A 24,490-nucleotide genomic window follows, 5' to 3' on the forward strand; every position below is an offset into this window, starting at 1 on the left:
TCATTTGGCAGCCCTGAAAGAAGGGGACTTAAAGGGCTGCCCTATAGTTTACGGAGCGTGGGTTTTTAGTACGTGTTACTCCCAAGCGTAGGTTGCAGAAAGTTCAGGGTTTTCCTGCCATGGAGCCTTCATGAAACTCCATACCTTGCTGTTGACCAGTCTATCGATTTCTTTGTAGAAGTTGACGGCACCCTCAAATCCGGCGTATGGTCCGCCTGAATCGTAACTGTGCAGCTGCTTCATCGGTACACCAAGTTTTTGGATGGAATACTTCTCTTTAATACCAGCGCAGAAGAGATCCGGTTTCATCAGCTCTACAAGTTTTTCGGCCTCATACTGGTTAAGGTCATCCACAACGATGCTTCCTTCGTCCATCACTGGGTTCAGTCCGCCGTATTCCTTGAATTCAAGACCATCTTTTTCAAGGGCTGCGATCTCTTCCGGAGTTTTTCTTGGGTTGTACAGTTCAGGGTCCGCGGTAACTTCAATCTCTTCAATATTTCTACTATCCGCATCTACCTTCAGATTAGGGATGACGTGACGTCCTTCATAATCATCCCTGTGGCCAAATTCGTAACCGGCTGAGAGTGTCTTCATGCCAAGCTCAACGAAAAGCTCCTGGTAGTGGTGAGCACGGGAGCCACCAACAAAGAGCATTGCCGTTTTTCCAGTGGTTCTTGGGAATACGTCGGCAATAGCCTCTTTTACAACCAGCATTTCTTCCGCGATCACTTCTTCCACACGGTCGATCAGTTCCTGATCTCCAAAGTATTGTGCTATTTTTCGTAAGGATTTAGCGGTGGCTTCAGCTCCGATGAAGTTGATCTTAATCCACGGAATGCCGTACTTTGTCTCAAGCATGTCCGCTACGTAGTTAATGGACCTGTGACACATAACGCAGCTCAAATCTGCCTGGCCTGCTACAGCAAACTTGTCGTAGGTTGCATTTCCTGAAAATGTTGAAATGTTTTTGATTCCACATTTATTAAGGATTCGGTCGATCTCAAAACCATCTCCACCAATGTTATACTCACCAAGCAGGTTGATCTTATATTTCTCAGTGTGAACGGTTGTTGTATCACCATCCACATGGGTGAATATCTGGTTGTTAGCAATATGGTGACCAGCTGACTGTGAAACACCCTTATACCCTTCACAACTAAAGGCAAAGACATTACAGTCACCAAATTTTTCCTTCATCTTACGGGCAACAGCGTGGATATCATCACCGATCAGACCTACAGGACAGGTTGCAAAAACCGCAATGGCCCTTGGTTTGAATTCGTCATACGCTTCCTGGATTGCAGCTTCGAGCTTTTTCTCTCCACCAAAGATGATGTCTGAGTCCTGCATATCTGTGGACATACAGTAAGGAATATAGTTTGCGTTCCCTTCATTGATACCATCACTCTGGTTACGTCTGGTGAGCCAGGCGTAAAAACTACAACCAATTGGACCGTGGACCAGGTTGACAACATCACTGGTAGGTCCCATGATAACACCCTTACAACCGGCGTAGGTACAACCGCGCATGGTTATAATTCCAGGGATGGTTCGAACGTTTGCTACTATCTCAGGCGTGGTGTTTTCCAACGCCTCGTTGATCATTATTTGTTTGGCACGCTTGCGGGCAACCTTAGGAGGATATTTCTCCAGTAACTTCTCTTTGATGTTATGCGGGTCCCACTGCACCAATTTCTGTGCTTTTCCCATGACTTACTTCTCCTCTGGAGGGTTATGCTATTGATTCTTCGCCCGTTTCTCCGGTGCGTATACGAACTCCATCACCTACAGGTATGACAAATATTTTTCCATCACCTGGTTTACCTGTCTGGTTTGTGGAGATAATGGTTTCAACAATATCGTCAACCGCATCATCTTCAGCGACGATGGTTAGCATTCTTTTCGGGTACAGTTTTCCTTTTTCACCAAGGAGTGCCGCTGCTTCTTCGTAGCCTTTTTCGGCTCCCTCAATGAGGCTCTTGTTTACAAAACCAAGTCCTCGGCCCTGGGCTTCGTGGGCAAAGAAAGCATCAACACCTGCTGCGGTGAGTGCGAGTTTGGTTTTGTTCATCATATTCATGCGAACAACCGCGATTACCTCTTTCATGCTGCCACCTCTGCGTCTTCTTTTACGCCAGAGCTGATGGTGTATACGTCTTCAACGTCGGTTACGAAAATCTTACCGTCACCAAAAGCACCCTTGACTCCTGAGCGTGCTGCATCGGTAATTGTGTTGATGACAAAGTCCTTATCTTCAGCTTTTACGACACTGATCAACATGGTTTTTGGGATTTCGTCATAGGTTACTTCGCCGATTTTAATGCCGCGCTGTTTACCTCGACCAGTAACCGAGTACTTGGTTACCGCCGGAAATCCAGCATCCATAAGTGCTGCAAGTACGTCGTCGGCTTTTTCTGGTCGAACAATGGCTCTGATCATGATCATCATTTTCTGGGTCTCCTTAAATATATGTAAAATTCTTATGCTTCTTCTAGCAGGCCAAAGTCGAGCAGCAGTTGTTCAAGTTCTTCGATCTCAAGCGGTGTAGGAATTACAAACATTTCATTTTCGTCAATTGCCTTGGCGAGACCTCTGTATTCATCTGCCTGAGGGCATTCGCCATTCCATTCAATAACAGTCTTTCTGTTGATCTCTGCACGCTGTACGTCGTTGTCACGGGGGACAAAATAGATCATCTGGGTTCCGATTTTTTTAGCAAGTTCCTCAATCATCTCCTTTTCATTATCAACGTTTCTGGAGTTACAGATGAGGCCACCAAGGCGAACACCACCGGACTGTGCATACTTCATGATACCCTTACAGATGTTGTTGGCCGCATACATCGCCATCATTTCACCGGAACAGACGATGTAGATTTCTTCAGCTTTTCCATCACGAATCGGCATTGCAAAACCACCACAAACAACATCACCAAGAACGTCATAGAAAGCGTAATCAAGCCCTTCACTCTCTTCATATGCACCTAAAGACTCAAGCATGTTAATAGAGGTGATGATTCCTCGACCTGCACAGCCAACACCTGGCTCAGGACCACCGGACTCAACAGCCCAACTTCCACCGTATGCTTCTTTTCTGATGTCACTGAGTTCAACGTCTTCACCTTCTTCACGGAGAGTATCCAGTACTGATTTCTGGGCAAGACCACCAAGGAGGAGTCTTGTTGAATCCGCCTTAGGATCGCAGCCAACCACCATTACTTTACGGCCCATTTCAGCAAGACCAGCTACTGTGTTTTGGGTTGTAGTAGATTTACCAATTCCGCCTTTTCCATAGATTGCTACCTTACGCATAATGTTCTCCTTATTGTGCTTGGTTGTTGTGTTTTATTTTGTGTGACAGGATCAGGTTGGATAATTGACTTCCTACTCATGCCACCATCGTGTTTCTGCTTTCCTTTAAGGCAAGGCCCGTGCCATAGCAAAAAATACAATTTAAATAACGTGTAAACAGTGGGATAGAGTGTGTTTGTGTGGTTTTGTCGTCAAATGTACCTTCCTACACAAGGCGTCGTTTCTGTCGTAAAACTACAAAAATGTCACGTAATGCGAATTGTGCGATCTATGTGTGGGTGGTACGTTGTAGTACAACAAAATTGTAAACTGGCTCTTTTTTAATAGTACAATTATGTGGGTATATTTGTGGGAGGTTGGGTCGGTTCCAGGTGAGTAACTGGTCTGAGGCCCCGGTTCTGCAGGGTTTGGTCAGGCTGGTACGTCTTTTGCGTAAGGAAACCTAGTTGTCGGAATCTTACAAAGAGTATCAATTGCCCGCGATCATATTGGTTTTTAGCTACGATGGGGCTTGAAAGCATGTATAGAAGGAGTCGGAGAACACTATGGAGCATCATAACCAAGATGTATTAGGGAATACTGCCCAGACCCAGGGAATTGAGCTGCTCGCCCTGCACAGGATCACAGAATTAATTGGTACAGCGGTGGATCTAGGGGGCACCTTATCGCGCATCTTTGATGTGCTTAATGATACCCTCAGGATGGAACGGGCGACTCTTTTGATCTATGATAAAATTAGTCATAAGCTCACTATAGAAGCCTCATGCGGTCTATCCGATGCCGAAATTACCCGTGGAGTGTACCGGCCAGATGAAGGTGTTTGCGGACAGATATTCCAGACCTGTTCCCCCTTCGTGGCTCCGGATATCAATAGTGAACCACTGTTTCTTAATCGCACGGGAGCCAGGACTAAGGTGAGAAAAAATAAGATCTCCTTTCTGGGCGTGCCTGTAATGGTACAGGGGCAGCCAGAAGGGGTTCTTACTGTGGATCGACTTTTTGGGGACGAGGTGTCATTTGAGGAGGATATCCGCTTTCTCACTATCCTAGCCACACTCATCTCACAGTTTATTACCCTGCACCGTGAGATTGAGAAAAAAGAGGCCAAGCTCATTGAGGAAAATGCATCTCTCAAGGCAAAGCTGCACGAGCAGCACGGAGGGCATTTTATTATTGGTCACTCCAAACCCATGCAGGAGGTGTTTAGTATCATAGATAAAATTTCTTCAAGTGATGTGACAGCACTGTTGCTAGGGGAGTCGGGGACCGGAAAAGAGTTGGTGGCAAAGGCTATTCATGAAGGTGGTAGCAGAAAGGATAACTCCTTTATAAAAATTAACTGTGCCGCCCTGCCTGAGACCCTTCTTGAGAGTGAACTCTTTGGTCATGAAAAGGGAGCGTTTACCGGAGCACATATGTCTCGGCCCGGACGTTTTGAGCTTGCCCACGGAGGTACGATCTTTCTTGATGAGATAGGGGAGATGCCCCTGGCGCTTCAGGCGAAAATGTTACGGGTCCTCCAGGAAAAACAGTTTGAACGGATTGGTGGCACGAAGACATTTGCAGTTGATGTCAGGATAGTTGCAGCCACCAACGTAAGCCTTGAAAAAGCGGTTGTGGAAGGCAACTTTAGAGCTGATCTCTACTATCGTCTCAATGTGGTTCCTATTATTCTACCTCCCCTTCGCAGTCGACAGGAGGATATTCCACTGTTATTTAATCACTTCCTGGCAAAGAGTAATGAGCGTAATGCTAAGGAGATAAAGCTTACATCAGAGTTGCTTGATTTTTTAACGAGTTATGACTGGCCCGGTAACGTGCGAGAGATGCAAAATCTCGTGGAACGAATGGTTATTCTTGCCGAAGGTGACCGTCTTACCATAGCTGATCTGCCCACAAGTATTTTTGGCCATGATCAGTTAAAGCCGGTAGCCCCCACTGAAGAACCTGTACAGCAACCCTCTGTTGTGGCGCCGACTGCAAATAGCAGGAGATCCCTGCAGGATATTGAGCGCGCCGAAATTGAAATGGCCCTCCGTCGTAACGGTTGGGTTCAGGTTAGGGCGGCCAGAGAACTCGGTCTCACCGAACGGCAGATTGGTTACAGGATAAAAAAATACGGACTTAATCGTTATGAGTCTTTTCAGTAAGAGTGTCGGCTGGGCTCCGTACATTAGGTGGTGAGGAGCTGACGAAGTTCCTCGTCATTGAGCGGTCTGCGAAGTTTTTCCGCTGTTTGGCGAACTCGTCGAACCATTGATGCGCCAAGATCATCGACCCTCGTTGAGCTGAGTTGATTGCAGCGAAAGAGCAGGGCATTTTTACCAGATTTGCTTCCATATAATAGCTTCCTCTTAGCCTGTACCCTTTCTGGATTAAACGGCTCGTAGCTCTCAGGGTTACGTTGTAGCCCCTGTATATGCAGACCTGTCTCACATGTGAAAATACCTTCTCCAATCACCGGTCGCGTGGGACTGATTGATCGTTTTGCAACTCCCGCAACATAGGTGGCCAGGGGTTTGAGGTGTTCGGGGTGAAAGTCTGTATTGTTTCGTGCAAGGGCGAGGTAGCCCACCACTTCTTCAAGTCTCGCGCAGCCAGTCCGTTCACCGAGGCCCAGGGCAACAACATCAACAGAGGATGCACCCGCATCTATCGCGGCGATATTGTTTGCTGTTGCCATGCCAAAGTCATTGTGGGCATGGATTCCAATAGAGCAGCTGTTAAGGTTTTTTTTCAACTTTTTGATAAGCTTTGTGATGACTCCCGGAGATGCTATACCAACGGTATCTGCTATTCGTATTCTGGTGGCCCCATGTTGTTCTGCTGCCTGTGCCATGGAGATTAGAAAGGCTGTGTCAGCGCGCGTTGCATCTTCAAACCCTACCGAGACTGCCATGTTACGCTTTCTGGCATATTTTATACTGTCAATCATGGTAGCTTTGGCCCATTTCCTACTTTTTTGTAATCTATCGCTTAGATGTATGTCAGAAAGGGGTATGGAAAGGGAAATGATATCAGGCTTACATTCTGCCGCGAAGGCGATGTCTTCTTTTTTACATCTCGACCAGAGGGAGAGTTGCAATTGGGGGTGGTTTGTCCTGCAGTAGTTGATGACAGGGGTTGGATCTGCCTGGAGTTCCGATGCAATTCCAACCTCCACCTCGGTAATCCCAATTTTGGCAAGTCCATCCACGATGCTTTTCTTTTCATTGATTGAAAACAGCAGCCCAGGGCTCTGTTCCCCTTCCCGTAGTGTTGCATCTATAATATTTATGTTTTGGTCCATCGTATTCTCCGTATGATTTATAATGATCTAGCAACAAATAGGCCAGCAACAGACTAAATGGCATTTTAGTTGGTTAGTGAATGGGTTGTATAATATGACTATACAAATGTAGCTGTTTCTGAAGCTGGAAATGTGTATGGATATGCCTATTGTGTTGATGTTTTGCTGTTTATCCGTTGGGCGATGACGTTGTTGGGATATATTTACTTGTATATACAAATTGTCAGTGGTAGATTTGGAGGAAGTGGAAAAACACGGTACAATATCTCAAGACCTTACTCTTTCAGGAGCCAGCGATGATAACCAATGAGCAGGTATGCGGGGCAATGAAGTTACGAGTAACCGATGTGCTGCCCCGGAAAAAAACCTTTCAACAAGATATACGTAGAGCGCCAGACCGAGGTTTTAGACTGTCCAGGTCTCAGACCAAGATCGCTTTACAAAATGCGTTGCGCTATGTTCCGGCGGAGCACCACGAAGAACTCATTCCGGAGTTTTTGGAAGAACTGAGCGAGCGTGGGAGGATTTATGGATATCGTTATCGTCCAGAAGGGTGGCTTAAGGCAAAAAAAATAGATGATTATAAAGGCAATTGCCTTGAGGGTAAGGCTTTTCAATTAATGATCGATAACAACCTCGATTTTGATGTGGCCCTCTACCCGTATGAACTTGTCACCTATGGGGAGACGGGATCAGTGTGTCAAAACTGGATGCAGTACAATCTCATTAAAAAATATCTTGAAGAGATGACAGATCATCAGACACTCGTTATGCAGTCGGGGCACCCCTTAGGGCTTTTTACATCAAGCCCAGACCAGCCCAGGGTGATCATTACAAATGGTCTCATGGTTGGTTTGTATGACAATCCTACGGATTGGGAGATTGCGGCCCAGATGGGCGTTTCTTCCTATGGGCAGATGACTGCGGGGGGGTGGATGTATATTGGCCCCCAGGGAATTGTACATGGCACCTACAATACACTTCTCAATGCAGGAAGACTTAAATGTGGAGTTGGACCGGGTGAGGATTTAGCGGGACTACTGTTTGTTTCATCAGGTCTTGGTGGTATGAGCGGGGCCCAGCCAAAGGCTGCTAAAATTTCGGGGGCTGTATCGATCACAGCCGAGGTCGATTATTCACGGGTGGTTACCCGCCATGGGCAGGGGTGGGTGGATGTTGTCTCTTCAGACCTCAGAGAAGTTTGTACCTTGGCAGAAGAGGCGGTTCAAAAGAAAAGTAATACCTCTATTGCCTATCATGGGAATGTGGTTGATCTGCTTGAGTATCTTGGGAGCAGGAAGATTAAAGTTGATCTTCTCTCAGATCAAACCTCCTGCCATGTGGTCTATGATGGTGGTTATTGTCCACAGGGAATGAGCTTTGATGAGCGGACCCGAATGCTTGCTGAAGATCGGGACAGGTTTATAGAGCTGACTGATCAGAGTTTGAAACGACATATTGAAGCAGTGGATAGTCTTGTACAGCAAGGCACCTTCTTTTTTGACTATGGTAATGCCTTTTTAAAAGCGGTGTTTGATGCAGGAGTTACTTCGGTCTCAAAAAATGGAGTGGATGCTAAGGATGGTTTTATATTCCCATCGTACTTTGAAGATATTATGGGACCCATCTTTGATTATGGTTACGGACCGTTTCGCTGGGTCTGTTTAAGTTGTAAGCCTGACGATCTTGATAAGACCGATGAGGCGGCCATGTCATGCATTGATCCTGAGCGTCGGGCTGAAGATCGGGACAATTATATCTGGATACGCGATGCCAAAAAGAACAAACTAGTGGTGGGGAGTCAGGCACGGATTCTCTATTCAGATGCTAAGGGTCGTAGGAATATTGCCTTAAAATTCAATGAAATGGTCCGGAATGGCGAGGTCGGCCCTATAATGCTCGGGCGCGATCATCACGATCCGGGTGGTACTGACTCTCCCTTTCGTGAGACGGCAAATATAAAAGATGGCAGCAATGTCTGTGCGGATATGGCTACCCACTGTTTTGCAGGGAATGCTGCACGAGGTATGTCTCTGGTTGCCCTGCATAATGGGGGAGGCACCGGAATTGGCAAGGCTATAAATGGAGGTTTTGGCCTGGTACTTGACGGCAGCAGCCGGGTGGATGAGATCATAAATTCAGCCATGACCTGGGATGTGATGGGTGGGGTGGCCAGGAGAAACTGGAGCAGGAATCCAAACGCCATGGAGGTCGCAATGGAATACAATGAAGAAAATGGCAACGGCGATCAGATTACCGTTCCCTATATTGCAGGTGATGCCATGGTTGATCATGCGGTTGATGGTCTCTTTAATACTAAAAAATAAGAGGATCTATCGTGTCAGTTGAGCTCTATACGAATACCAAAATATTTACTCCCGTAGATAGCGGTAAAGCCTGCGGAGGAAGTGCCCAGGGAGCACTTGCTCATTATATTAATGGTGCCCTCTTGGTGCGGGAAGGTGCAATCGAAAGAGTCGGTGATGCCAGCGAGGTAATGGCGGGATTAGCCACCTCTGTTATTGATACGGCTGTAGATTGCGGCGGAAAATGCATGATTCCAGGCTTTGTAGATCCTCATACCCACTGTTGTTTTGCACGACTTCGGGAGGAGGAATTTGAGCTTCGCGTTGCGGGGACACCATACCTTGAGATACTCAAAAAAGGCGGTGGTATTCTTTCCTCAGTAGATGCGGTTCGAGGGGCGAGTGTGGATGAACTGTATAAAAATACTCTTTGCCATGTGGAAAAAGCGATGTCTCTTGGTACCACAACCATTGAGATTAAAAGCGGTTACGGCCTTGAGACTGATCTCGAATTGAAAATGCTTGAGGCCATTGGTCGGGTGGCAAAGGTTAGCTCCCTTGATGTGGTTGCCACCTATCTTGGAGCCCACGCAATTCCATTTGTTTATAAAGAAAATCCTGATGATTTTATATCTCTTCTGATTGAAGAAAGTTTGCCTGCCGTAAAGGAACAAAATATTGCGAAATTTTGTGATATTTTTTGTGAAGAAGGGGTGTTCTCAATCGAGCAGGGAAGACGTCTGCTTCAGGCAGCAAAGGAGATGGGTTTTGGAATTAAAATACACGCCGATGAAGTCCATGACCTTGGAGGGGCTGGTCTTGCCGCAGATTTAGGGGCAATTTCAGCAGATCATTTGTTGGCTGCAAATGATACGAATCTACAAGCCATGGCCGGAAGTGGTGTTGTCGCAAACCTGTTACCGGGTACTGCCTATAGTCTCAGGAAAAATTATGCCCGTGCAAGGGACATGATAACAATGGGCCTGCCAGTGGCGCTTGCAACAGATTGTAATCCTGGCTCATGTTTTACGGAGTCTATGCCCTTTATCTTTGGCCTGGCTGTTTTAAATATGAACATGACTCCGGCTGAAGCCTTGACAGGAGTTACCCTTAATCCTGCATATTCTCTTGGAGTGGCAGAGAAGGTGGGTAGTCTTGAGGCAGGAAAACAGGCGGATTTTCTTCTGTTAGAAGGGGAGTCCCCGGCAATTCTCGCCTACCATGCTGGGGTTTCAGCTGTTATGGCAGTCGTCAAAAAAGGTGAGCTAGTCAGCGGAGCAATTGAGCAATGAAGAAAATCATAGAATGTGTACCGAACTTTTCAGAAGGTAGAAATCAGAAAACCATCGATGCAATCTCTGAGGCGATTGAAGCTGTGGAGGGGTGTATCCTGCTTGATGTAGATCCCGGGTATTCAACCAATCGGACTGTTTATACCTTTGTGGGTGGCCCTGTTGCAATTATTGAAGGGGCTCTTGCGGGGGCGAGGGTTGCCAGAAAACTGATTGATATGACCAGGCACAGTGGTGAGCATCCCCGGTTTGGAGCCATGGATGTTTGTCCTTTTATCCCTGTGGCCAATGTTACCATGGAAGAGTGTGTTGAAATATCAAAGGAATTTGGCAGGCGAGCAGCAGAAGAACTCGGGGTTCCCTTTTTTCTCTATGAAGAGGCTTCTGAGAGGGGATACAGAAAAAAACTACCCGATGTGAGACAGGGCGAATACGAAGAACTGCAGCAGCGGTTAAAAGATCCTGCCTGGGCACCTGATTTTGGTCCCTTAGATTTTGTACCTTCATGGGGGGCCACTGCCACAGGGGCAAGGATGTTTCTCATAGCCTATAACGTCAATATTCTCGGCACACCGAATCAGGCCCACCGTATCGCCCTTGATCTGCGAGAGGCGGGGCGTAGTGATGATGAACCGGGTGAATTAAAGGATGTTAAGGGGATGGGTTGGTTCGTGGATGAATACAACATGGCCCAGGTTACAGTCAATTTAAACAACTACAAGGTCACTCCGATCCATGTCCTCTTTGAAGAGGTTAAAGCGAAGGCTGCTGAGCTTAATCTTGCCGTAACAGGTTCTGAAATAGTAGGCATTGTACCCTTGGAGTCGCTATTGATGGCAGCTGACTACTATATCGAAAAAGAAGGACTGTTTATCTACCTCGAAGAGCAGAAACTCCGTCTTGCCATTGAGCGGCTGGGCCTGAACTCAGTTGCTCCATTTTTGGCCAAGAAGCGTATCATAGAATATATCGTGGCAGAACCACTTGATGAACCTCTTGCGAGTCTCAGTGTGCGCGGTTTTGTAGAAGAAGTTGCGGCGAGAAGTTCCGCCCCTGGTGGGGGCTCAGCATCAGCTGCCATGGCAGCGATTGGAGCCGGACTTGGTGCTATGGTGGCAAAGCTTACCCAGGGTGTGAGAAAGTTTGAGGGAAAAGAAAAAGATATGCAAGCGGTTATCCCTGTTCTCCATGATATTACCCAGTCTCTGATTCCCATGATTGACAAGGATACTTCAGCATTTAATGAGTATATGGAAGGTCTGCGAATGCCTCAGGGAACCGACGCAGAAAAGAGAAGCCGCAGGGAAAAGATGCAGGCAGGTTTGAAAACTGCGATACATGTCCCCCTCACTACTATGCGCATTGGTGATGGTGCCTGGGACGCTCTCATTACAACAGCCATGCATGGCAACCCAGCTTCAAAGTCCGATGTTCAGGTTGGAGCTCGAGCCCTTGAGACAGGCATCTGGGGGGCGTATCAAAATGTCCTCATTAATATGGTCGATATTGAAGATGATGCGTTTAGGGCAGAGATTATGGCAGAAGCTGATTTGCTTGAACAGCGATCGAGGGTTAAGTGTGCAGAGGTCCTTGGTATCTTAGAGGCCATATGATATTTTGTACGTATAAATAGGTGATTAAGGTGTTTGCTTGTCTGGGCTGCATTGCGCAATTAGAATGAGCCTGTTGCTGTATCAAATCTGTTATTGGTAAGAGGTTGTGTCAGTGCTGTCGCTTTTGAAAAATCACGCCGAGCAGATATGCAGAAAATTTACCATAGAAAATGCGAGCCATAATTCTTTGCTTACATTGTCTGTGAATGTTCAATAGCTTCAGAGGGACAAGACATAATACAGCTTCCGCACTCGTCGCAACGCTCACTGTTCACTGTATAAGGTTCCCCTTCAACAATAGCACCAAAGGTACACACCTCAAAACACTCTCCGCATGCGACACATTTATCCGGATCAATACGAACTCCGGCCTGTTGAACAGATTCACCACCAAAAGCAAAGCGGGTGCGGAGGAGCTTGTGATCACGATTTTCTAATTCAAAATCATAATCAAAAATTTCGCCTTTTCCTTTGAAGATGCAAAACAGCTTCATTGAAGGGTAACGGGCTGCCTCTTCCAGGGTATATTGAAAGAGTTCATTACCGGACGCAGCTTTTTCTTTTATCTCTTCATTTGTTATTTCGCGCGCTTCCCCGGTAACGCGTACAGTAAATCCTGGGGGCCAGTATGGCTGGCCATCTGTATTTTTGCCCTCTTTTCTCCCTGATGGGTAAATGCCGCACAAAGAGACATGCGGATTACTTTTTAGTTGGCGATAAAATGGTTTTACGTCCATTGTCAGAAAGTAAATGCCATCATCATCGCAGCCGCAGATGCTGATTATCCGGCTGTGCATAGTGGGACCATCAAGAGTTGTGATGGATAAACTGCCAACCTTTGTTAAGGCTGATTTTAATTCTTCTGAAGTCATTTTGGGGCCTTTTCGATTTGATGTTGTGTATTTGTAAATTTCTAAATAAGTCTATTGTGCCGATTCCATCTGTGACATCAACAATTGAACCTGTTCAACTAAATCCGGGTCTATCTGTTTATTTAAGCCTGCAACGAGGAGAATAAGTAAAAGCAGAGACATGATCATGGCAAAAACAAGCACACCCCTATTTTTCAGATAGTTCTTGATGGGCTTGAAATTGAGATAGGCGTGAAGCGCGCCAGCAACAACCATTATGACTCCAAATATCTTATGCACGGGGTGCATTTGTAGCTGGAAGGTCAAGCTGTTTAAGAAAATCATCAAGATTCCCGATACTCCAAGCGCAACCAAAGATAACACCAGCGTAATTGATACACATTGTCTGAGCATTTTTACTATCCTCCCTTTGTTTAAAATTCTATTGCTGGCTAAAAAAGATAGGTAATTCCTACTGTGATCTCATGGGCGCTGAGATCAAAATCAACCATGTCTCCATTGATATCGACACCTGTGGAAATATCACCCATATCAATGTATTGATATTCAAGACCGACCAGAATGTTGTCTGTTATTTGGTAATCAACACCAGCACCAATTGACCAGGCAAAATTTGTTTCATCATTATCCGGAAAGTCCCAGCGATCGGTGATACCATACATGGAAAAAGTAGGTTGAAGATCAAAGTCTGCACTGGCATCTGAGTAGGCAACACCTAAGCCACCTTTGACATAAGGGATAAATTTACTGGTGTTATCAAACTCGTAGATAGCGTTAGCCATAAGTGTGGTGGTATCCACCTCACCACCTAGATTGAAGGTCTCATTGGAACGTGAGTTGAGGCCTGCGAGTGTACCATCTTCAGTTTCCTGGTTTCTAAAACGTGCCTCAGCCTCTACCCTGAATGCATCATTGAAGAAATATCCTACTGCAAGACCTGCCACGACACTTTCATCAAAATCATAACTTGGGGTGTCGTGTTCATTGGTACCTGCATGACTTGCTTCACCACCCGGAATCTGGACTCCCAGGTCAGCGGACATGTACCAGTTGTTTGCAGCCATAGCTGAAGAGGCTGTAAAAATAAGAGCAGTAGTAAGTAGAGCTTTTTTCATTATCATCTCGTTTCTCCATTATTTGAGTGTAAATGTTGCCTTGATTGATGCCATTATGTGATTTTAATTGCATCTAAACAACAGGTAGGTTCTCATATAACACATGAAGAAAATCGATTGGTTGTCGCTGGACGGAAAAAGCTTATCTGTATTTCTCGCCGTTATGGAAGTTGGAACTATCACGGGAGCCGCTGATAAACTCGGTATTACGCAATCCGCTGTGAGTCATACCGTAGAAAAACTGCGAGAAGTTGTCGGGGACCCTCTTTTTATCCGTGCCGGAAGAACTATAACCCCCACGACCTATGCCCAGCAGATGGCTGTAAAGGTGGAGAAGATTCTGGGTGAGTTGCAAGACCTTGTTCAAACCTCTTCCTTTTTGCCAGGGGAGAGTGAAATCGATCTGGTTATTGCTGCCAACGATTTCCAGTCCAGTCTGCTTATGCCACGTTTTTATGAACAGGTTAAAGGAAAACTGAAACGTTTTTCCCTTCAGGTAATCTCGCCTCAAATCCCCACAGTAGAACTCCTGCGTGAAAACAAATGTGATCTGGCAATTTCAGGGTTTAGGCCCGATGGCGCCGATATTATGCAAAAGCCTCTTTTCGATATGAACACCGTTGTTTTTTATGATCCAACCATGAGGGATGCCCCTAAAGATATGGAGGATTATTTAGAATCAGGCCATGTCGGGCTCTCATTTTTAAGGCATTTTAAGGGAGGGGTGGATGATATTTTGACCCGGCAGGGACGACCGCGCAAGGTAGATATCTCTGTCCCAAATTTTTCCAGTGCGGGAACATATTTAAGAGGAACAGAAATGCTGGCAACCTTACCGGTTTTAATGCGACATACAGAGATGAAGGATTTCTCTTATGCGCCGCTTCCTTTTGATTTCTCGGCAGGAAAGATGAATATGATCTGGCACCGATCCTATCAGGAAGATGAACAGCATAAGTGGCTGAGAAAAGAGATGCTTGAAGTCGTCAATTCACTTCCTGAGAGGTAAGAAAATCCAATGGAAAAAATCACTGAGCAGATTGAATTGTGGATGGATGATCTTTCCAATAATGCTATAGAACCAGGTTCAGAACTGAAAGCATTCTCTCAACCGCTGGTTGGTTTTGCGTCTGCGAAAGATGAACTGTCTCACTTCATAAAAAATGATATTTTTAGAGCGAATTGCAGCAACGGTAAGAGTGCAAGTTGTCATGTATATTGTTTTCGACAGACAGAGTAGGCGACATATTCAACCAGTGAGTTTATGTCGTATACTGGTACCTGTGTTGTCTTTTGAATTTGATGGGCAAAAGCTGAGAGGTCTGTACATTCCAATAAGAGAGCATCAAGGTTGTTGTTGCTGACAAGCTCATCTGCTGAATGGCAGATTTCTTCTTCCAGTTTTACCATGTCAAAGTCATTACGTTTACCTTCAATGATGGTTTCCCAAAACTCAGGATATCCCTCCATTCCACCAATTACATAGTCGTTAATATCACTTGCCGCATTGTTGAAATGATCTACGGTGAGTGCCTTTGCACTGGCTGTGAGAATTCCAATCTGAGCAGAGGTGCCGTGGATGAGGCGCAAAAATGGGAGTTGAACCAGACTTGATACAAAGATCGGAATGTCCACCGCCTCTGCAAGCTCTGTCTGGAATCGTGCCAGAAAGCCACAGCTACCAGTAATTGCAGCCACCCCATCTCGTTCAAGTTGTTGTGCCGCATCAATAAATGGTTGTAACAGCTCAGGTTGTGGATCAAACAGGAGTTTTGGGATATCAACTCCCTTTACAACTGAACAGATGGTCGGAAAATCATAAGTTCTGGGGTTTCTTACATGTCCTCGAGGTTTAGGAAACATACTCTCAAGGCAGAGGACGCCAATGGGGGTGTCGTAATGGAGAAAACCACCTTTTAATATATTTGTATTATTGGACATTTCATTTCACCTAAGAAAAAAAAAGGCAGCTGCAAAATGCAGCTGCCTTGAAAAAAATACCTTACAATCAGTACGTCTATTCTTATTTTTTCTTCATTTTAGCAGCGGCCTCACCCATGATACCATAGGTAACCTTGAGGTCTTTAACCCAATCTTCACCGTAGCGAAAATCTACTACTGCACCCATGTTTTCAAATGCCTTGAGAACCTTGGGGTCTTTCATCACTTTTTTACTTGCTTCAACGAGGGTGGTCACAACTTCTTCAGGAACACCTTTAGGAGCGAAGATTCCAGACCATCCTTCAAAACTACCTTTGATACCGTAGTCTGCAAAAGTAGGAACGCCAGGGTATGCATCCATTTTAGAGTTCATGACCAGCGCTCTTGCGCGACCTGATTTAATGTGAGGACCAAATGCTGGTGGGAAAGAGACTGCAGAGTCAATGTGTCCACCAATAACTGAAACCATGGACTCAGCGGTTGTGTTGGCATGAACAAACCTAGGTTTGTATCCAGCCTGGTCAGCTATGATGTTTGCAAGGATAGTACCTGAAGAAGCCGCACCCCAGGAGCCCTGAGTAACACTTTTTTCTTTTGCAGCGGCGATAAAGTCATCGAAAGTTTTGTACGGACTGTCTGTAGCAACAAGTATTCCTAGTGGAACAGCTGTAAATTTAACTATAGGAACAAAACTGTCGAAATCATATGGAGTTTTACTGAAATTTGGAGTGACAAGTACATTACTAAGACCTGCGTTAATGAGGGTGTAACCGTCCTTTTTCGCATTAGCAACAAAGGTCGTTCCAATAACGCCACCACCACCAGTTTTGTTGATTACAACAACAGGAGTGCCAAGCTCTTTTTCCATCGCATCTGCCCATACGCGACTGGTGAGGTCAGAGTCTCCACCTGCTCCCCACGGAACGATGACGTTGATAGGTTTTTTTGGGTATTCAGCCTGTGCGGAGACAGATACCAGTGAGATTGCCAGTGCTGCTGCAATAGAGACGAGTTTTTTGTTCCAGTTCATAATAGCTAGCTCCTTACAAGTGGAGTATTTGTTACTCCGGTCATGGTTGCGATCACAGTTTTAGCGATCGTTCTTTTACAAAATCTCAAGCCGTTTTTATTTTGTGGTTGAGAGAATACTCTCCGCTTTTTTTGCAAGTTTCTTTCTCTGCCGTGTAGTGGAATAAATAAATATTGCCGCCAAGGCTGTGAAGATCCATGCAAACGGAGTGGTAAAAAAGAGGTGATATTCAGTTCCTACAATGGCTACAGCCTGATCAAGGTTTTGTTCAAGCATCGGTGTTAAAATAAACCCGATAAGATAGGCGGCAGGGTTCAAACCGATGAGCCGCATACCAAAACCAAACATAGTGAAGAGAATAAGAATCATCACGTCATTGATGTTTTGGTTTGCGGTGAATGCGCCGGCAAAGGCAAAAATAGTAACACAGGGAAAAATGAAATATCGTGGTACTGAAGCCACTTTAGTCCAGAACTTAAAGCCGATTCGCGCAAGTACCAGTAAAACCAGATCTGTGAGTAGAAAACCGGCGAATATTCCATAAATGACCTGGGTATGTTCAAAGAAAATAGTAGGCCCTGGAGTAATACCCTGGATAAGAAACGCACCGAACAACAGTGCGGTTACATCATCGCCAGGGATGCTGAGGGTCAGCATAGGGATCATTGCAGCAGCACAAACTGCATTGTTGGCGGATTCTGCTGCTGCAATACCACGAATTGAACCTTTCCCAAATGTATCAGGATTCTTTGATGTTCGCTTTGCTTCACCGTAGGCGAGGAACGCAGCTGGTGTTGAACCGAGCCCTGGAAGTGAGCCAAGCAGAGTGCCAATGCCTGACGATTTAATGATAGTTCCGAGGACTGATTTATACTCTTTCCAGCTGATCCGGTTGTCGTCCGGATTTGGAGAAATAGTGAGTGCCATACTGGCCTGGGCATCATTGCGTCTGCGTATTGCCATGATCACCTCAGGCATTACGAGAACTCCAATAAGCATCGGAGTAAAGGTGAAACCACTCATGAGCTCAGGGACGCCAAAGGTAAAACGGGTGGCACCGGTGATTGAGGACATACCGACAGTGGCAAAGAGCATTCCAAGGCAGGTGGAGAGCAAACCTCTTGAAATCGATTCTCCGGTTACAGATCCAATTACTGTAAAGGCAAAGAGGAGAAGGTAAACTTTCTCAATTGGGCCAGCCTTCAGTGATAAAAGGGAGATTGGTGCTGCAACAAAAATGAGGACCAGAGTACTCAACATTTCACCAGTTACAGAGGCATAGAGAGCCATGCACAGTGCTTTTCCTGACTTGCCCGCTCTCGTTAGGGCATGTCCATCTTGGGCTGTAAGAAATGCAGCAGCAGCACCTGGCGTATTTATAAGGATGGCCGAGATCGAACCTCCATAAATTCCTGCCTTGTACACAGCAAGAAGCATGGTGATACCGACAACCGGGTCAACATAAAAGGTCAGTGGTAACATGATAGCGATAGCCATGATCCCAGAAACTCCCGGTATGGCACCAAAAATAATACCAACGATGACACCAATGATGATACCGAGGATGGGGCCGACGGCAAATACAGTACCAAAGCCTTGAAGGATATTTTCTAACATTGTCTTCCTCTCTTATGATAAGGACCAGGTTGGTAGAAATACACGTAGGTATTGGCTGCAACCGTAATAGATTAAAATTGGAGTGACGATGGAGAGAATGCTAATAGGAATCCAGCTACGCCCACCTAGAAGACAAGCTACCGAAAAAATTGTAAATGGAGTGGCAACAATGAATCCTACATAGGGAACTGCAAGCCAGTATAGGATGAAGATGCCAAAATATATAGCCACGCCACCAAAACCTTTGGTGTCAATATTTTCAACAATATCCAGCTCTTGATGATTTTTCATCTTAGTCAGTGCCTGAAAACCTATGGTACCTGAAAAGATGAGGATAAAAGTAGCGATTATCCTGGGTACAAACATTGAGCCAAGCTCCGTCTCCATCCCACCTTCAACGAGGTTGTCATTGAGTAGAATTATGAGCGATACGGTCATCAGTACCGCTGATAGGACAACATCTATTTTCCTTCTGTTCATCATTTCACCCTTAAGATGAGGATTAACCGGGAGTGCGTGTGTTATTCTCCAGTTGTGAGATCGCAATAATTTTCGAGTGATACTGGTCTAAATGGCTGTCTAACCTGCAGGCTGCCGACCTTATGAGGTGAGGTCGAAAGGGTAGATGCCGTGATTTCCGCAAGGGCAGGCCCGCACATTCTTCCCTGGCAGGGTCCCATACCACATCTACTGTAGAGCTTGACCTCATTTACATCGCTATTGCCTTCCAGCACAACTTTTCTGATGTCTCCTGCAGTGACAGACTCGCACCTACACACCTTGGTGCTGTCAGGGACATCAAAAATATTTGGATTAGGGGCGAAGACATAACGCAAAAATCCTCTGGCAAATCGGGTCAATCTCAGTTTTCTCAGAGACTCTTTTGAGCGAAAGGCAGCCTCGCTTGGGTCAATCACTCCAAGGCGTTTGGCTGCATCAATGCCTGCAAGGGTGCCTTTTATGATACTTGCATCTCCACCATGCACATAGCCTGCATCACCTGCGAGATATACTCCATCAATGCTGGTTGCTCCAGACTCACTGACGTCAGGGTACCAGTAACGTTGTACTGGGTCCCACAGGTGTTTTGCACCCATTGAGTTGAGGATATGGGTGCGTGGAATGACGCCTTCATGGCGTAGAAGACATTTTGTTTCAATCTCTCGTACCTTGCCCCGTACCTCAAAGGATACTTTTTCAATTCGTGTATCACCTATGGCCTGGATATTTTTTACACCCAGGATGAATGGGATTTTCGCCTTGGCAATCTTCAGAGCCATGGATAGGCCCTTACCAAGGTACGCAGAGTCAAAAAATGATACAGACATTGGGACGCCTGAGATGACTCTTTTACTCCAGTACCCCGTATCAAGCCACGCAGCAATATTAACACCTCTGTCAATTAAGTGGCATGCAAGCAGGAGCATGAGGGGGCCGTTGCCGGCAAGTACTATTGGCTCTGATGGATCTTCTAGAAGTGATCCGCCAGCCCTGAGAAGTATGTCCGCTCCTCCTGCCCCCATAACGCCAGGGAGTGTCCAGCCGGGAAAAGGCACAGGTCGCTCCATGGCACCTGGTGCCACGATTACTGACTGGGTTTGAAAAATTTTAGTTTTTCCTTGAGCTGTGCCGGATACCCTTCGTGATTCTAAGCCCCAGACAATGGTCTCAGGATGGTACTGTACTCCTGATTCTCTGAACTCTTTTGCAAGTGCCACTCCGGCTGCACGTTCTTTAGCGTCAAGGGATGCCTGACCTAAGGGTGACTCGATATTTCTAAACAGTTGACCACCAGGTGTTGCCTGTTCATCAACAAGGCTCACCTCAAGACCGCAGTTACTCGCTGAACATGCTGCCGCAAGCCCTGCAGGACCTGCTCCAACTACTACAAGATCTGTCTGTCGCTCCATCATTTTGCCTCTGCTGTTTCGACCTGTCTTTTTACTCTCAAGCCTTCTTCTACAGTAACAAGACAGGACTGTACATTAGGCTCTCCATTTATCTCCATCATACATTCAAAGCAAACTCCCATGAGGCAATAGGGGGCTCGGGGGCTCCCATCGACAGGGTGTGTGTAGGTTTCGTCTGCATGGTGGTGTCCAAGAACTGCAGCGGCGACTGAAATACCGGCGGGAACGGTGACATCATTACCATCCACTACGATAGTAACAGTCTCATGTATTACGTTTTTCTCCATTGTATCTTCCTTAATTAACCGCAATGCCGAAGCGTTCTAGAGTCATGTCTCGAGCAAGGTCTGGTAAATTGCCACCGAGTATAAAGTCCGGCAGGTGGCGGGTATGTGCTGCTGCGAGGGTAACTGCGCTATGTGTGTTTATGAGAGTTACTTTTGGATGGTCAGGTAGTCTGCTGTAAATCGCCTGTTTATCCTCAGGCATAACACGTAGTCCACTCCATGCTCGTATGAGTCGTTTTTTTGCAAGCTCTGGCCAAATTTTAATAGCAGAGCGACCTTCAGTGGAAACATCTTCAGGGACGATTCGTGTATCGTGGCCAATAAATTCATGGCGGAAACCAATAATCACAGTGCCGCCAAAGGTCTGGGTTACACCGAGTAGAGGAATTGGCATAACAGGAGGCATCCGCTCAACAAGAAGAACCTGGCCCTTGTCTGCGCTGACAGGTAGATGGGGAAGGGCGAATCTTGAAAACCGTCTGTTGGAAAGACCCGCAGCTAAAACAAGGCGGCCACAGTTCATCAGCCCTTTGTCTGTATGTACACTGTATCCTCCATCTTTAGGTTGCACATCGTGGATAAGAGTTTCTACAAAATTGCCGCCTAGTTTTTGGAAAGCGGCTTTGTAGGCGCGCATTAATGCAAGTGGTTCTACAACGCCATCAGCCTCACACCAGGCCGCGCCAACGACATCTGGTCCAAAACCGATTAGAGGTAATTTTTTTTCCAGTTCACTTCTGGAAAGCATTCCTCCTGGATAGTCCCCCAGGGCAACTTTTAATTTTTCTATGTACTCGCCTTTTGCTTCAAACTCCTTTTCACTGGTGCAGGCTATGAGTCCGCCGGTGTAGTGCACAGGAATTTCTATGCCTGAGACTTCTTCCAGCTCTTTTGTCAGAGCAGGAAAGAGGCTTGAAGAGTGGAAACCCCATTTGGCATAATTGGGAAGATGAAGAAATTTGGATTGGCACCAGATAAGGCCAACGTTTGTGCGGGAGGCTTTGTTTGTTTCTGTTGGTGCGTCAAGTAATGTAACTTTGGCACCTCCAGCAACTAGCCCATATGCCAGTGCTAATCCGCTGATGCCACCTCCAGCGATAATTATATCATGATCGGAACTTTGTTGATTGAACTTTCCCATTGTTAGGCTCGATAGCTCTCTATGCTGCAAATTAAATTACGATTGTTTATATGCGATACAGTCAACTTCAACGCGTAGGTCGCTCATCATCATCGCCTGAACTGTGACTCTTGCCGGAGCGTGTTCTGCAACAAAGTATTCCGCGTAGACCTTGTTGAACTCCGCAAAATCTCTTGGGTCATCTATCCAAACACCCACTCGGACAACATCGTTTAAACTGTATCCGGCAAGCTCAAGAACAGATTTGAGGTTATCTAAGGTAACTCTTGCCTGGGTAGCCATATTTCCATACACAATTTGTCCTTCGCTATCTCTTGGAACCTGACCGCTGACGTACAGCCAGCCATCTGCTCCGGCGGCCTTGGCAAATGGTAAACCACCACTTTTTGGGGTGCCGTATCGATCAATTGACATGTTAATCTCCTTTTTGTATCATAACGTTACAGCAACCCGGTCTTTGCCAGGCAACTGCGTACACTTTCATTGATGGGGTTTTTCCTGCATTTTGTGTGCCACAATGTGTACACGTGTTTAAGTCACAGTAAAACAGTAGCTTAACTGTGTTGTGTGGTTTTGTAGGTTTTTGGGTGATTGTAAAGAAACGTTACAATAAATGGTCTCTAGTTGAGCTGAGGTCTGGCTAAGAACCTCTGCGAACAAGAGAAAAATGGTTTTTGTAAACGGTTTGTAACGGTACGATACATTGTAACGATACGATACAGTGAGGTGAGATGGAAACTGAATTGCAGGGAATGCCAAACCTTAAGAAAATTATTGCAAGGTCCCATGAACGATCAGCCAGTTATGGGGTTGATCCCAATGCTCTTGCGGCGCCGGAAGAGAGTCGATTGAGTTCGGATGGTCTCAAAAAGAGAATAGCGGCTCAACAAGAATTTTATGTGATAGCAAAGGAACAGCTCGAAAGCCTCTATCGCCTCTTAAAAGATACTGGTTTTTGCATGGCTTTGGCCGATAGTCAGGGCTATGTCCTGTATGTAGTTGGAGATTCAGATCTTGTTGAGCATTTCAAGCGAAGAAGGTGTCTGCCTGGTTACCGGTGGACTGAGCGGGATATTGGAACCTGTGCAATTGGTCTGGCTCTGGAAGAGCGAATTCCGGTGTTTCTCCCGGGTGATCACATGTTTGCGGCCCTTGCAAAAAGTATAAGCAACTCTGGAGCCCCCGTTTATTCACCTGACGGAAAGGATGTTTTAGGAGTTGTGAGTCTCAGTGGGTATTCTGAGAATATGCATGTTCACACACTGGGCCTTGTTCGTCAGGCTGCTGAAACTGTGACAGCTCACCTGCGTGAAAGTGTCCGTCTTCGTGAACTGGATATACAGAAAAAATATATGGATGCTCTTTTGGAGTCCAGCTCAAGGGGAATGGTCACTGTTGATCAACAGGGACGAATTGTACGAGCCAATCGAAGAGCGAATTTACTCCTTGATCTTCCCCCTGATGCCATTACCAGACCTTTTGGTGAATGTGTTGGAGAACGATTTGATATCTTGTCATATCTTGCAGAAGGTAAGGGGTTTATTTCAAGGGAACTCCTCACTAAAAAAGGTGGAGCAACTCATTTTGCCTCACTTGATCCCATCAGAAAAAATAAAGGTGGTTTGGTGGGAGGACTTATTACCATAACCGAAAAAAAAGAGGTCATCCGTGTGGCTGCGGAAATGTCAGGGTCACATGCTCATTTTACCTTTGATACCATAATAGGGCGTAGTCAAAAACTCCACGATGCGCTCAGAGTTGCGCGTATTGCAGCTAATAGTTCGACCACAGTTATGCTCGCAGGTGAGACCGGTACAGGGAAAGAACTGTTTGCCCAGGCAATTCACAATGAAAGTGACAGGAGAAATGAACCGTTCGTGGCCATAAACTGTGGCGCTATTCCAAAAGAACTTATTGAAAGTGAACTCTTCGGGTATGAAGAAGGCTCATTTACCGGAGCGCAAAAAGGTGGTAGGCCAGGTAAGTTTGAGCTGGCGGATAACGGTACCCTTTTTCTCGATGAGATTGGCGATATGCCTTTTGATATGCAGGTAAAACTTTTACGTGTTCTGCAAACTGGAGAGATTCAGCGGGTTGGCGGGTTGAGAAGTGTTTCTGTCAATTTAAGGGTGATTTCTGCGACCAATAAAAATTTGAAACAAGCAATTAAAGAACATCAATTTCGAGAAGATTTGTACTACAGGATCTGCACACTGAATATCAATGTTCCTCCTTTGCGTGAGCGAGGTGATGATATCCTCATTTTAGGGAATTATTTCCTGCGACGACATTCTGTACAACTCAACAAGGAGTTTGTTTTTAATACGCCCGAAACAGCTCAGGCACTGCTGAATTATAGTTGGCCGGGGAATATTCGGCAATTAGAGGGCGCTGTTGAACGGGCTGTTCATCTGGCAGAAGGTCAGGAAATATTTCCGGTTCATTTTGGTATTTCTACCCTCACCGATAACCATAGAGTTAACCTGATGGACACTCCGGATGGTTTGTCTACTTTCGCTGAGGTAGAACAGAATGTGCTAGAAAAAACATTGCACCATTTTGATGGCAATATATGTAAGTCAGCGAAGTCTCTTGGGGTGAGTAGACCTACGGTTTATAGAAAAATGAAGAATTACGGTATTGATGACATCGATACTAAGTGAAAATGTGACGTAGTTTCCTCCAACATCCTTTCAGTAAATATGCGGCGTTTGGGTAAATGCCTGCAAGCTTAACAAAATACTGGTTTCCTGATGCATGTTG

23 protein-coding genes are annotated in these 24,490 nt (G+C 45.8%); 7 read left to right on the plus strand and 16 right to left on the minus strand.

Going from position 1 to position 24,490, the window contains the following annotated elements; all coding sequences use genetic code 11:
* Positions 1-75: 75 nt before the first annotated feature.
* From ACX6CI_RS22665 to nifH, 4 genes are read right to left on the minus strand one after another with little or no spacing between them, the layout of a single operon-like run.
* Positions 76-1,713, minus strand: coding sequence for a nitrogenase component I subunit alpha (locus ACX6CI_RS22665; RefSeq protein ID WP_458775925.1), 1,638 nt, complete (start codon positions 1,711-1,713; stop codon positions 76-78).
* A gap of 22 nt (positions 1,714-1,735) precedes the next feature.
* The gene (locus ACX6CI_RS22670) at positions 1,736-2,110 is read right to left on the minus strand and encodes a P-II family nitrogen regulator (RefSeq protein WP_458775926.1); all 375 of its coding nucleotides are present in this window, start codon (positions 2,108-2,110) and stop codon (positions 1,736-1,738) included.
* The gene (locus ACX6CI_RS22675) at positions 2,107-2,451 is read right to left on the minus strand and encodes a P-II family nitrogen regulator (protein WP_458775927.1); all 345 of its coding nucleotides are present in this window, start codon (positions 2,449-2,451) and stop codon (positions 2,107-2,109) included. The genes ACX6CI_RS22670 and ACX6CI_RS22675 overlap by 4 nt, the downstream gene beginning before the upstream one ends.
* 32 nt (positions 2,452-2,483) lie before the next feature.
* Positions 2,484-3,314: a nitrogenase iron protein gene (gene nifH / locus ACX6CI_RS22680; RefSeq protein WP_458775928.1), complete on the minus strand. Its 831-nt coding sequence runs from the start codon at positions 3,312-3,314 to the stop codon at positions 2,484-2,486.
* A gap of 545 nt (positions 3,315-3,859) precedes the next feature.
* Between nifH and nifA the strand changes: the two genes are divergently transcribed.
* The gene (nifA, locus tag ACX6CI_RS22685) at positions 3,860-5,464 is read left to right on the plus strand and encodes a nif-specific transcriptional activator NifA (protein WP_458775929.1); all 1,605 of its coding nucleotides are present in this window, start codon (positions 3,860-3,862) and stop codon (positions 5,462-5,464) included.
* Positions 5,465-5,487: 23 nt separating this feature from the next.
* Here nifA and ACX6CI_RS22690 read toward each other — a convergent pair whose 3' ends face one another.
* Positions 5,488-6,603 (minus strand): homocitrate synthase/isopropylmalate synthase family protein, encoded by a 1,116-nt coding sequence (locus tag ACX6CI_RS22690; protein WP_458775930.1) that lies wholly within the window; start codon positions 6,601-6,603, stop codon positions 5,488-5,490.
* 296 nt (positions 6,604-6,899) lie between these two features.
* On the opposite strand from ACX6CI_RS22690, the gene ACX6CI_RS22695 reads away from it, so the two are divergent.
* Genes ACX6CI_RS22695 through ftcD form a run of 3 tightly spaced genes read left to right on the plus strand, consistent with a single transcriptional unit; the run spans position 6,900 to position 11,814 of the window.
* A complete protein-coding gene (locus ACX6CI_RS22695; protein WP_458775931.1) occupies positions 6,900-8,930 on the plus strand; it encodes a urocanate hydratase in 2,031 nt (676 codons plus the stop codon).
* Positions 8,931-8,941: 11 nt separating this feature from the next.
* On the plus strand, positions 8,942-10,201 hold the full coding sequence (hutI, locus tag ACX6CI_RS22700; RefSeq protein ID WP_458775932.1) for an imidazolonepropionase: 1,260 nt from the start codon (positions 8,942-8,944) through the stop codon (positions 10,199-10,201).
* Positions 10,198-11,814: a glutamate formimidoyltransferase gene (gene ftcD, locus ACX6CI_RS22705; protein ID WP_458775933.1), complete on the plus strand. Its 1,617-nt coding sequence runs from the start codon at positions 10,198-10,200 to the stop codon at positions 11,812-11,814. The genes hutI and ftcD overlap by 4 nt, the downstream gene beginning before the upstream one ends.
* 191 nt (positions 11,815-12,005) lie before the next feature.
* Here ftcD and ACX6CI_RS22710 read toward each other — a convergent pair whose 3' ends face one another.
* The 3 genes from ACX6CI_RS22710 to ACX6CI_RS22720 are packed head-to-tail and all read right to left on the minus strand — an operon-like array spanning position 12,006 to position 13,807.
* Positions 12,006-12,686: a 4Fe-4S binding protein gene (locus tag ACX6CI_RS22710; RefSeq protein ID WP_458775934.1), complete on the minus strand. Its 681-nt coding sequence runs from the start codon at positions 12,684-12,686 to the stop codon at positions 12,006-12,008.
* 51 nt (positions 12,687-12,737) lie between these two features.
* Positions 12,738-13,079 (minus strand): DUF4405 domain-containing protein, encoded by a 342-nt coding sequence (locus ACX6CI_RS22715; protein ID WP_458775935.1) that lies wholly within the window; start codon positions 13,077-13,079, stop codon positions 12,738-12,740.
* Positions 13,080-13,117: 38 nt separating this feature from the next.
* A complete protein-coding gene (locus ACX6CI_RS22720; RefSeq protein WP_458775936.1) occupies positions 13,118-13,807 on the minus strand; it encodes an outer membrane protein in 690 nt (229 codons plus the stop codon).
* 97 nt (positions 13,808-13,904) lie between these two features.
* Here ACX6CI_RS22720 and ACX6CI_RS22725 point away from each other — a divergent pair, with 97 nt between their 5' ends.
* Together ACX6CI_RS22725 and ACX6CI_RS22730 are read left to right on the plus strand one after the other, a co-directional pair.
* Complete coding sequence (locus ACX6CI_RS22725) at positions 13,905-14,810, plus strand: LysR family transcriptional regulator (RefSeq protein ID WP_458775937.1); 906 nt, start codon at positions 13,905-13,907, stop codon at positions 14,808-14,810.
* 9 nt (positions 14,811-14,819) lie between these two features.
* Positions 14,820-15,041 carry a hypothetical protein gene (locus tag ACX6CI_RS22730; RefSeq protein ID WP_458775938.1) on the plus strand — a complete coding sequence of 74 codons (222 nt, stop codon included), beginning with the start codon at positions 14,820-14,822 and terminating at the stop codon, positions 15,039-15,041.
* Here the strand turns inward: ACX6CI_RS22730 and ACX6CI_RS22735 are convergent.
* The 8 genes from ACX6CI_RS22735 to ACX6CI_RS22770 form a co-directional block, all read right to left on the minus strand.
* Entirely contained in the window at positions 15,011-15,742 is a 732-nt protein-coding gene (locus tag ACX6CI_RS22735; RefSeq protein WP_458775939.1) for an aspartate/glutamate racemase family protein, read from the minus strand. The two genes, ACX6CI_RS22730 and ACX6CI_RS22735, sit on opposite strands and share 31 nt — an antisense overlap.
* A gap of 82 nt (positions 15,743-15,824) precedes the next feature.
* Positions 15,825-16,772 (minus strand): Bug family tripartite tricarboxylate transporter substrate binding protein, encoded by a 948-nt coding sequence (locus tag ACX6CI_RS22740; protein WP_458775940.1) that lies wholly within the window; start codon positions 16,770-16,772, stop codon positions 15,825-15,827.
* Positions 16,773-16,868: 96 nt separating this feature from the next.
* A complete protein-coding gene (locus ACX6CI_RS22745; RefSeq protein ID WP_458775941.1) occupies positions 16,869-18,389 on the minus strand; it encodes a tripartite tricarboxylate transporter permease in 1,521 nt (506 codons plus the stop codon).
* A 12-nt stretch (positions 18,390-18,401) separates the two neighbouring features.
* Positions 18,402-18,872: a tripartite tricarboxylate transporter TctB family protein gene (locus ACX6CI_RS22750; protein WP_458775942.1), complete on the minus strand. Its 471-nt coding sequence runs from the start codon at positions 18,870-18,872 to the stop codon at positions 18,402-18,404.
* 38 nt (positions 18,873-18,910) lie between these two features.
* Positions 18,911-20,302, minus strand: a complete 1,392-nt coding sequence (locus ACX6CI_RS22755) for an FAD/NAD(P)-dependent oxidoreductase (RefSeq protein ID WP_458775943.1) — start codon at positions 20,300-20,302, stop codon at positions 18,911-18,913.
* Positions 20,299-20,586, minus strand: a complete 288-nt coding sequence (locus ACX6CI_RS22760; RefSeq protein ID WP_458775944.1) for a (2Fe-2S)-binding protein — start codon at positions 20,584-20,586, stop codon at positions 20,299-20,301. Before ACX6CI_RS22760 ends, ACX6CI_RS22755 begins: the two co-directional genes overlap by 4 nt.
* A gap of 10 nt (positions 20,587-20,596) precedes the next feature.
* Entirely contained in the window at positions 20,597-21,727 is a 1,131-nt protein-coding gene (locus ACX6CI_RS22765; RefSeq protein WP_458775945.1) for an NAD(P)/FAD-dependent oxidoreductase, read from the minus strand.
* Between the two features lie 36 nt (positions 21,728-21,763).
* On the minus strand, positions 21,764-22,141 hold the full coding sequence (locus ACX6CI_RS22770; protein WP_458775946.1) for a RidA family protein: 378 nt from the start codon (positions 22,139-22,141) through the stop codon (positions 21,764-21,766).
* 317 nt (positions 22,142-22,458) lie between these two features.
* On the opposite strand from ACX6CI_RS22770, the gene ACX6CI_RS22775 reads away from it, so the two are divergent.
* Positions 22,459-24,390, plus strand: a complete 1,932-nt coding sequence (locus ACX6CI_RS22775) for a sigma-54-dependent Fis family transcriptional regulator (RefSeq protein ID WP_458775947.1) — start codon at positions 22,459-22,461, stop codon at positions 24,388-24,390.
* The last annotated feature ends 100 nt before the right edge of the window (positions 24,391-24,490 follow it).

This window comes from Desulforhopalus glucosivorans, from assembly GCF_054397165.1.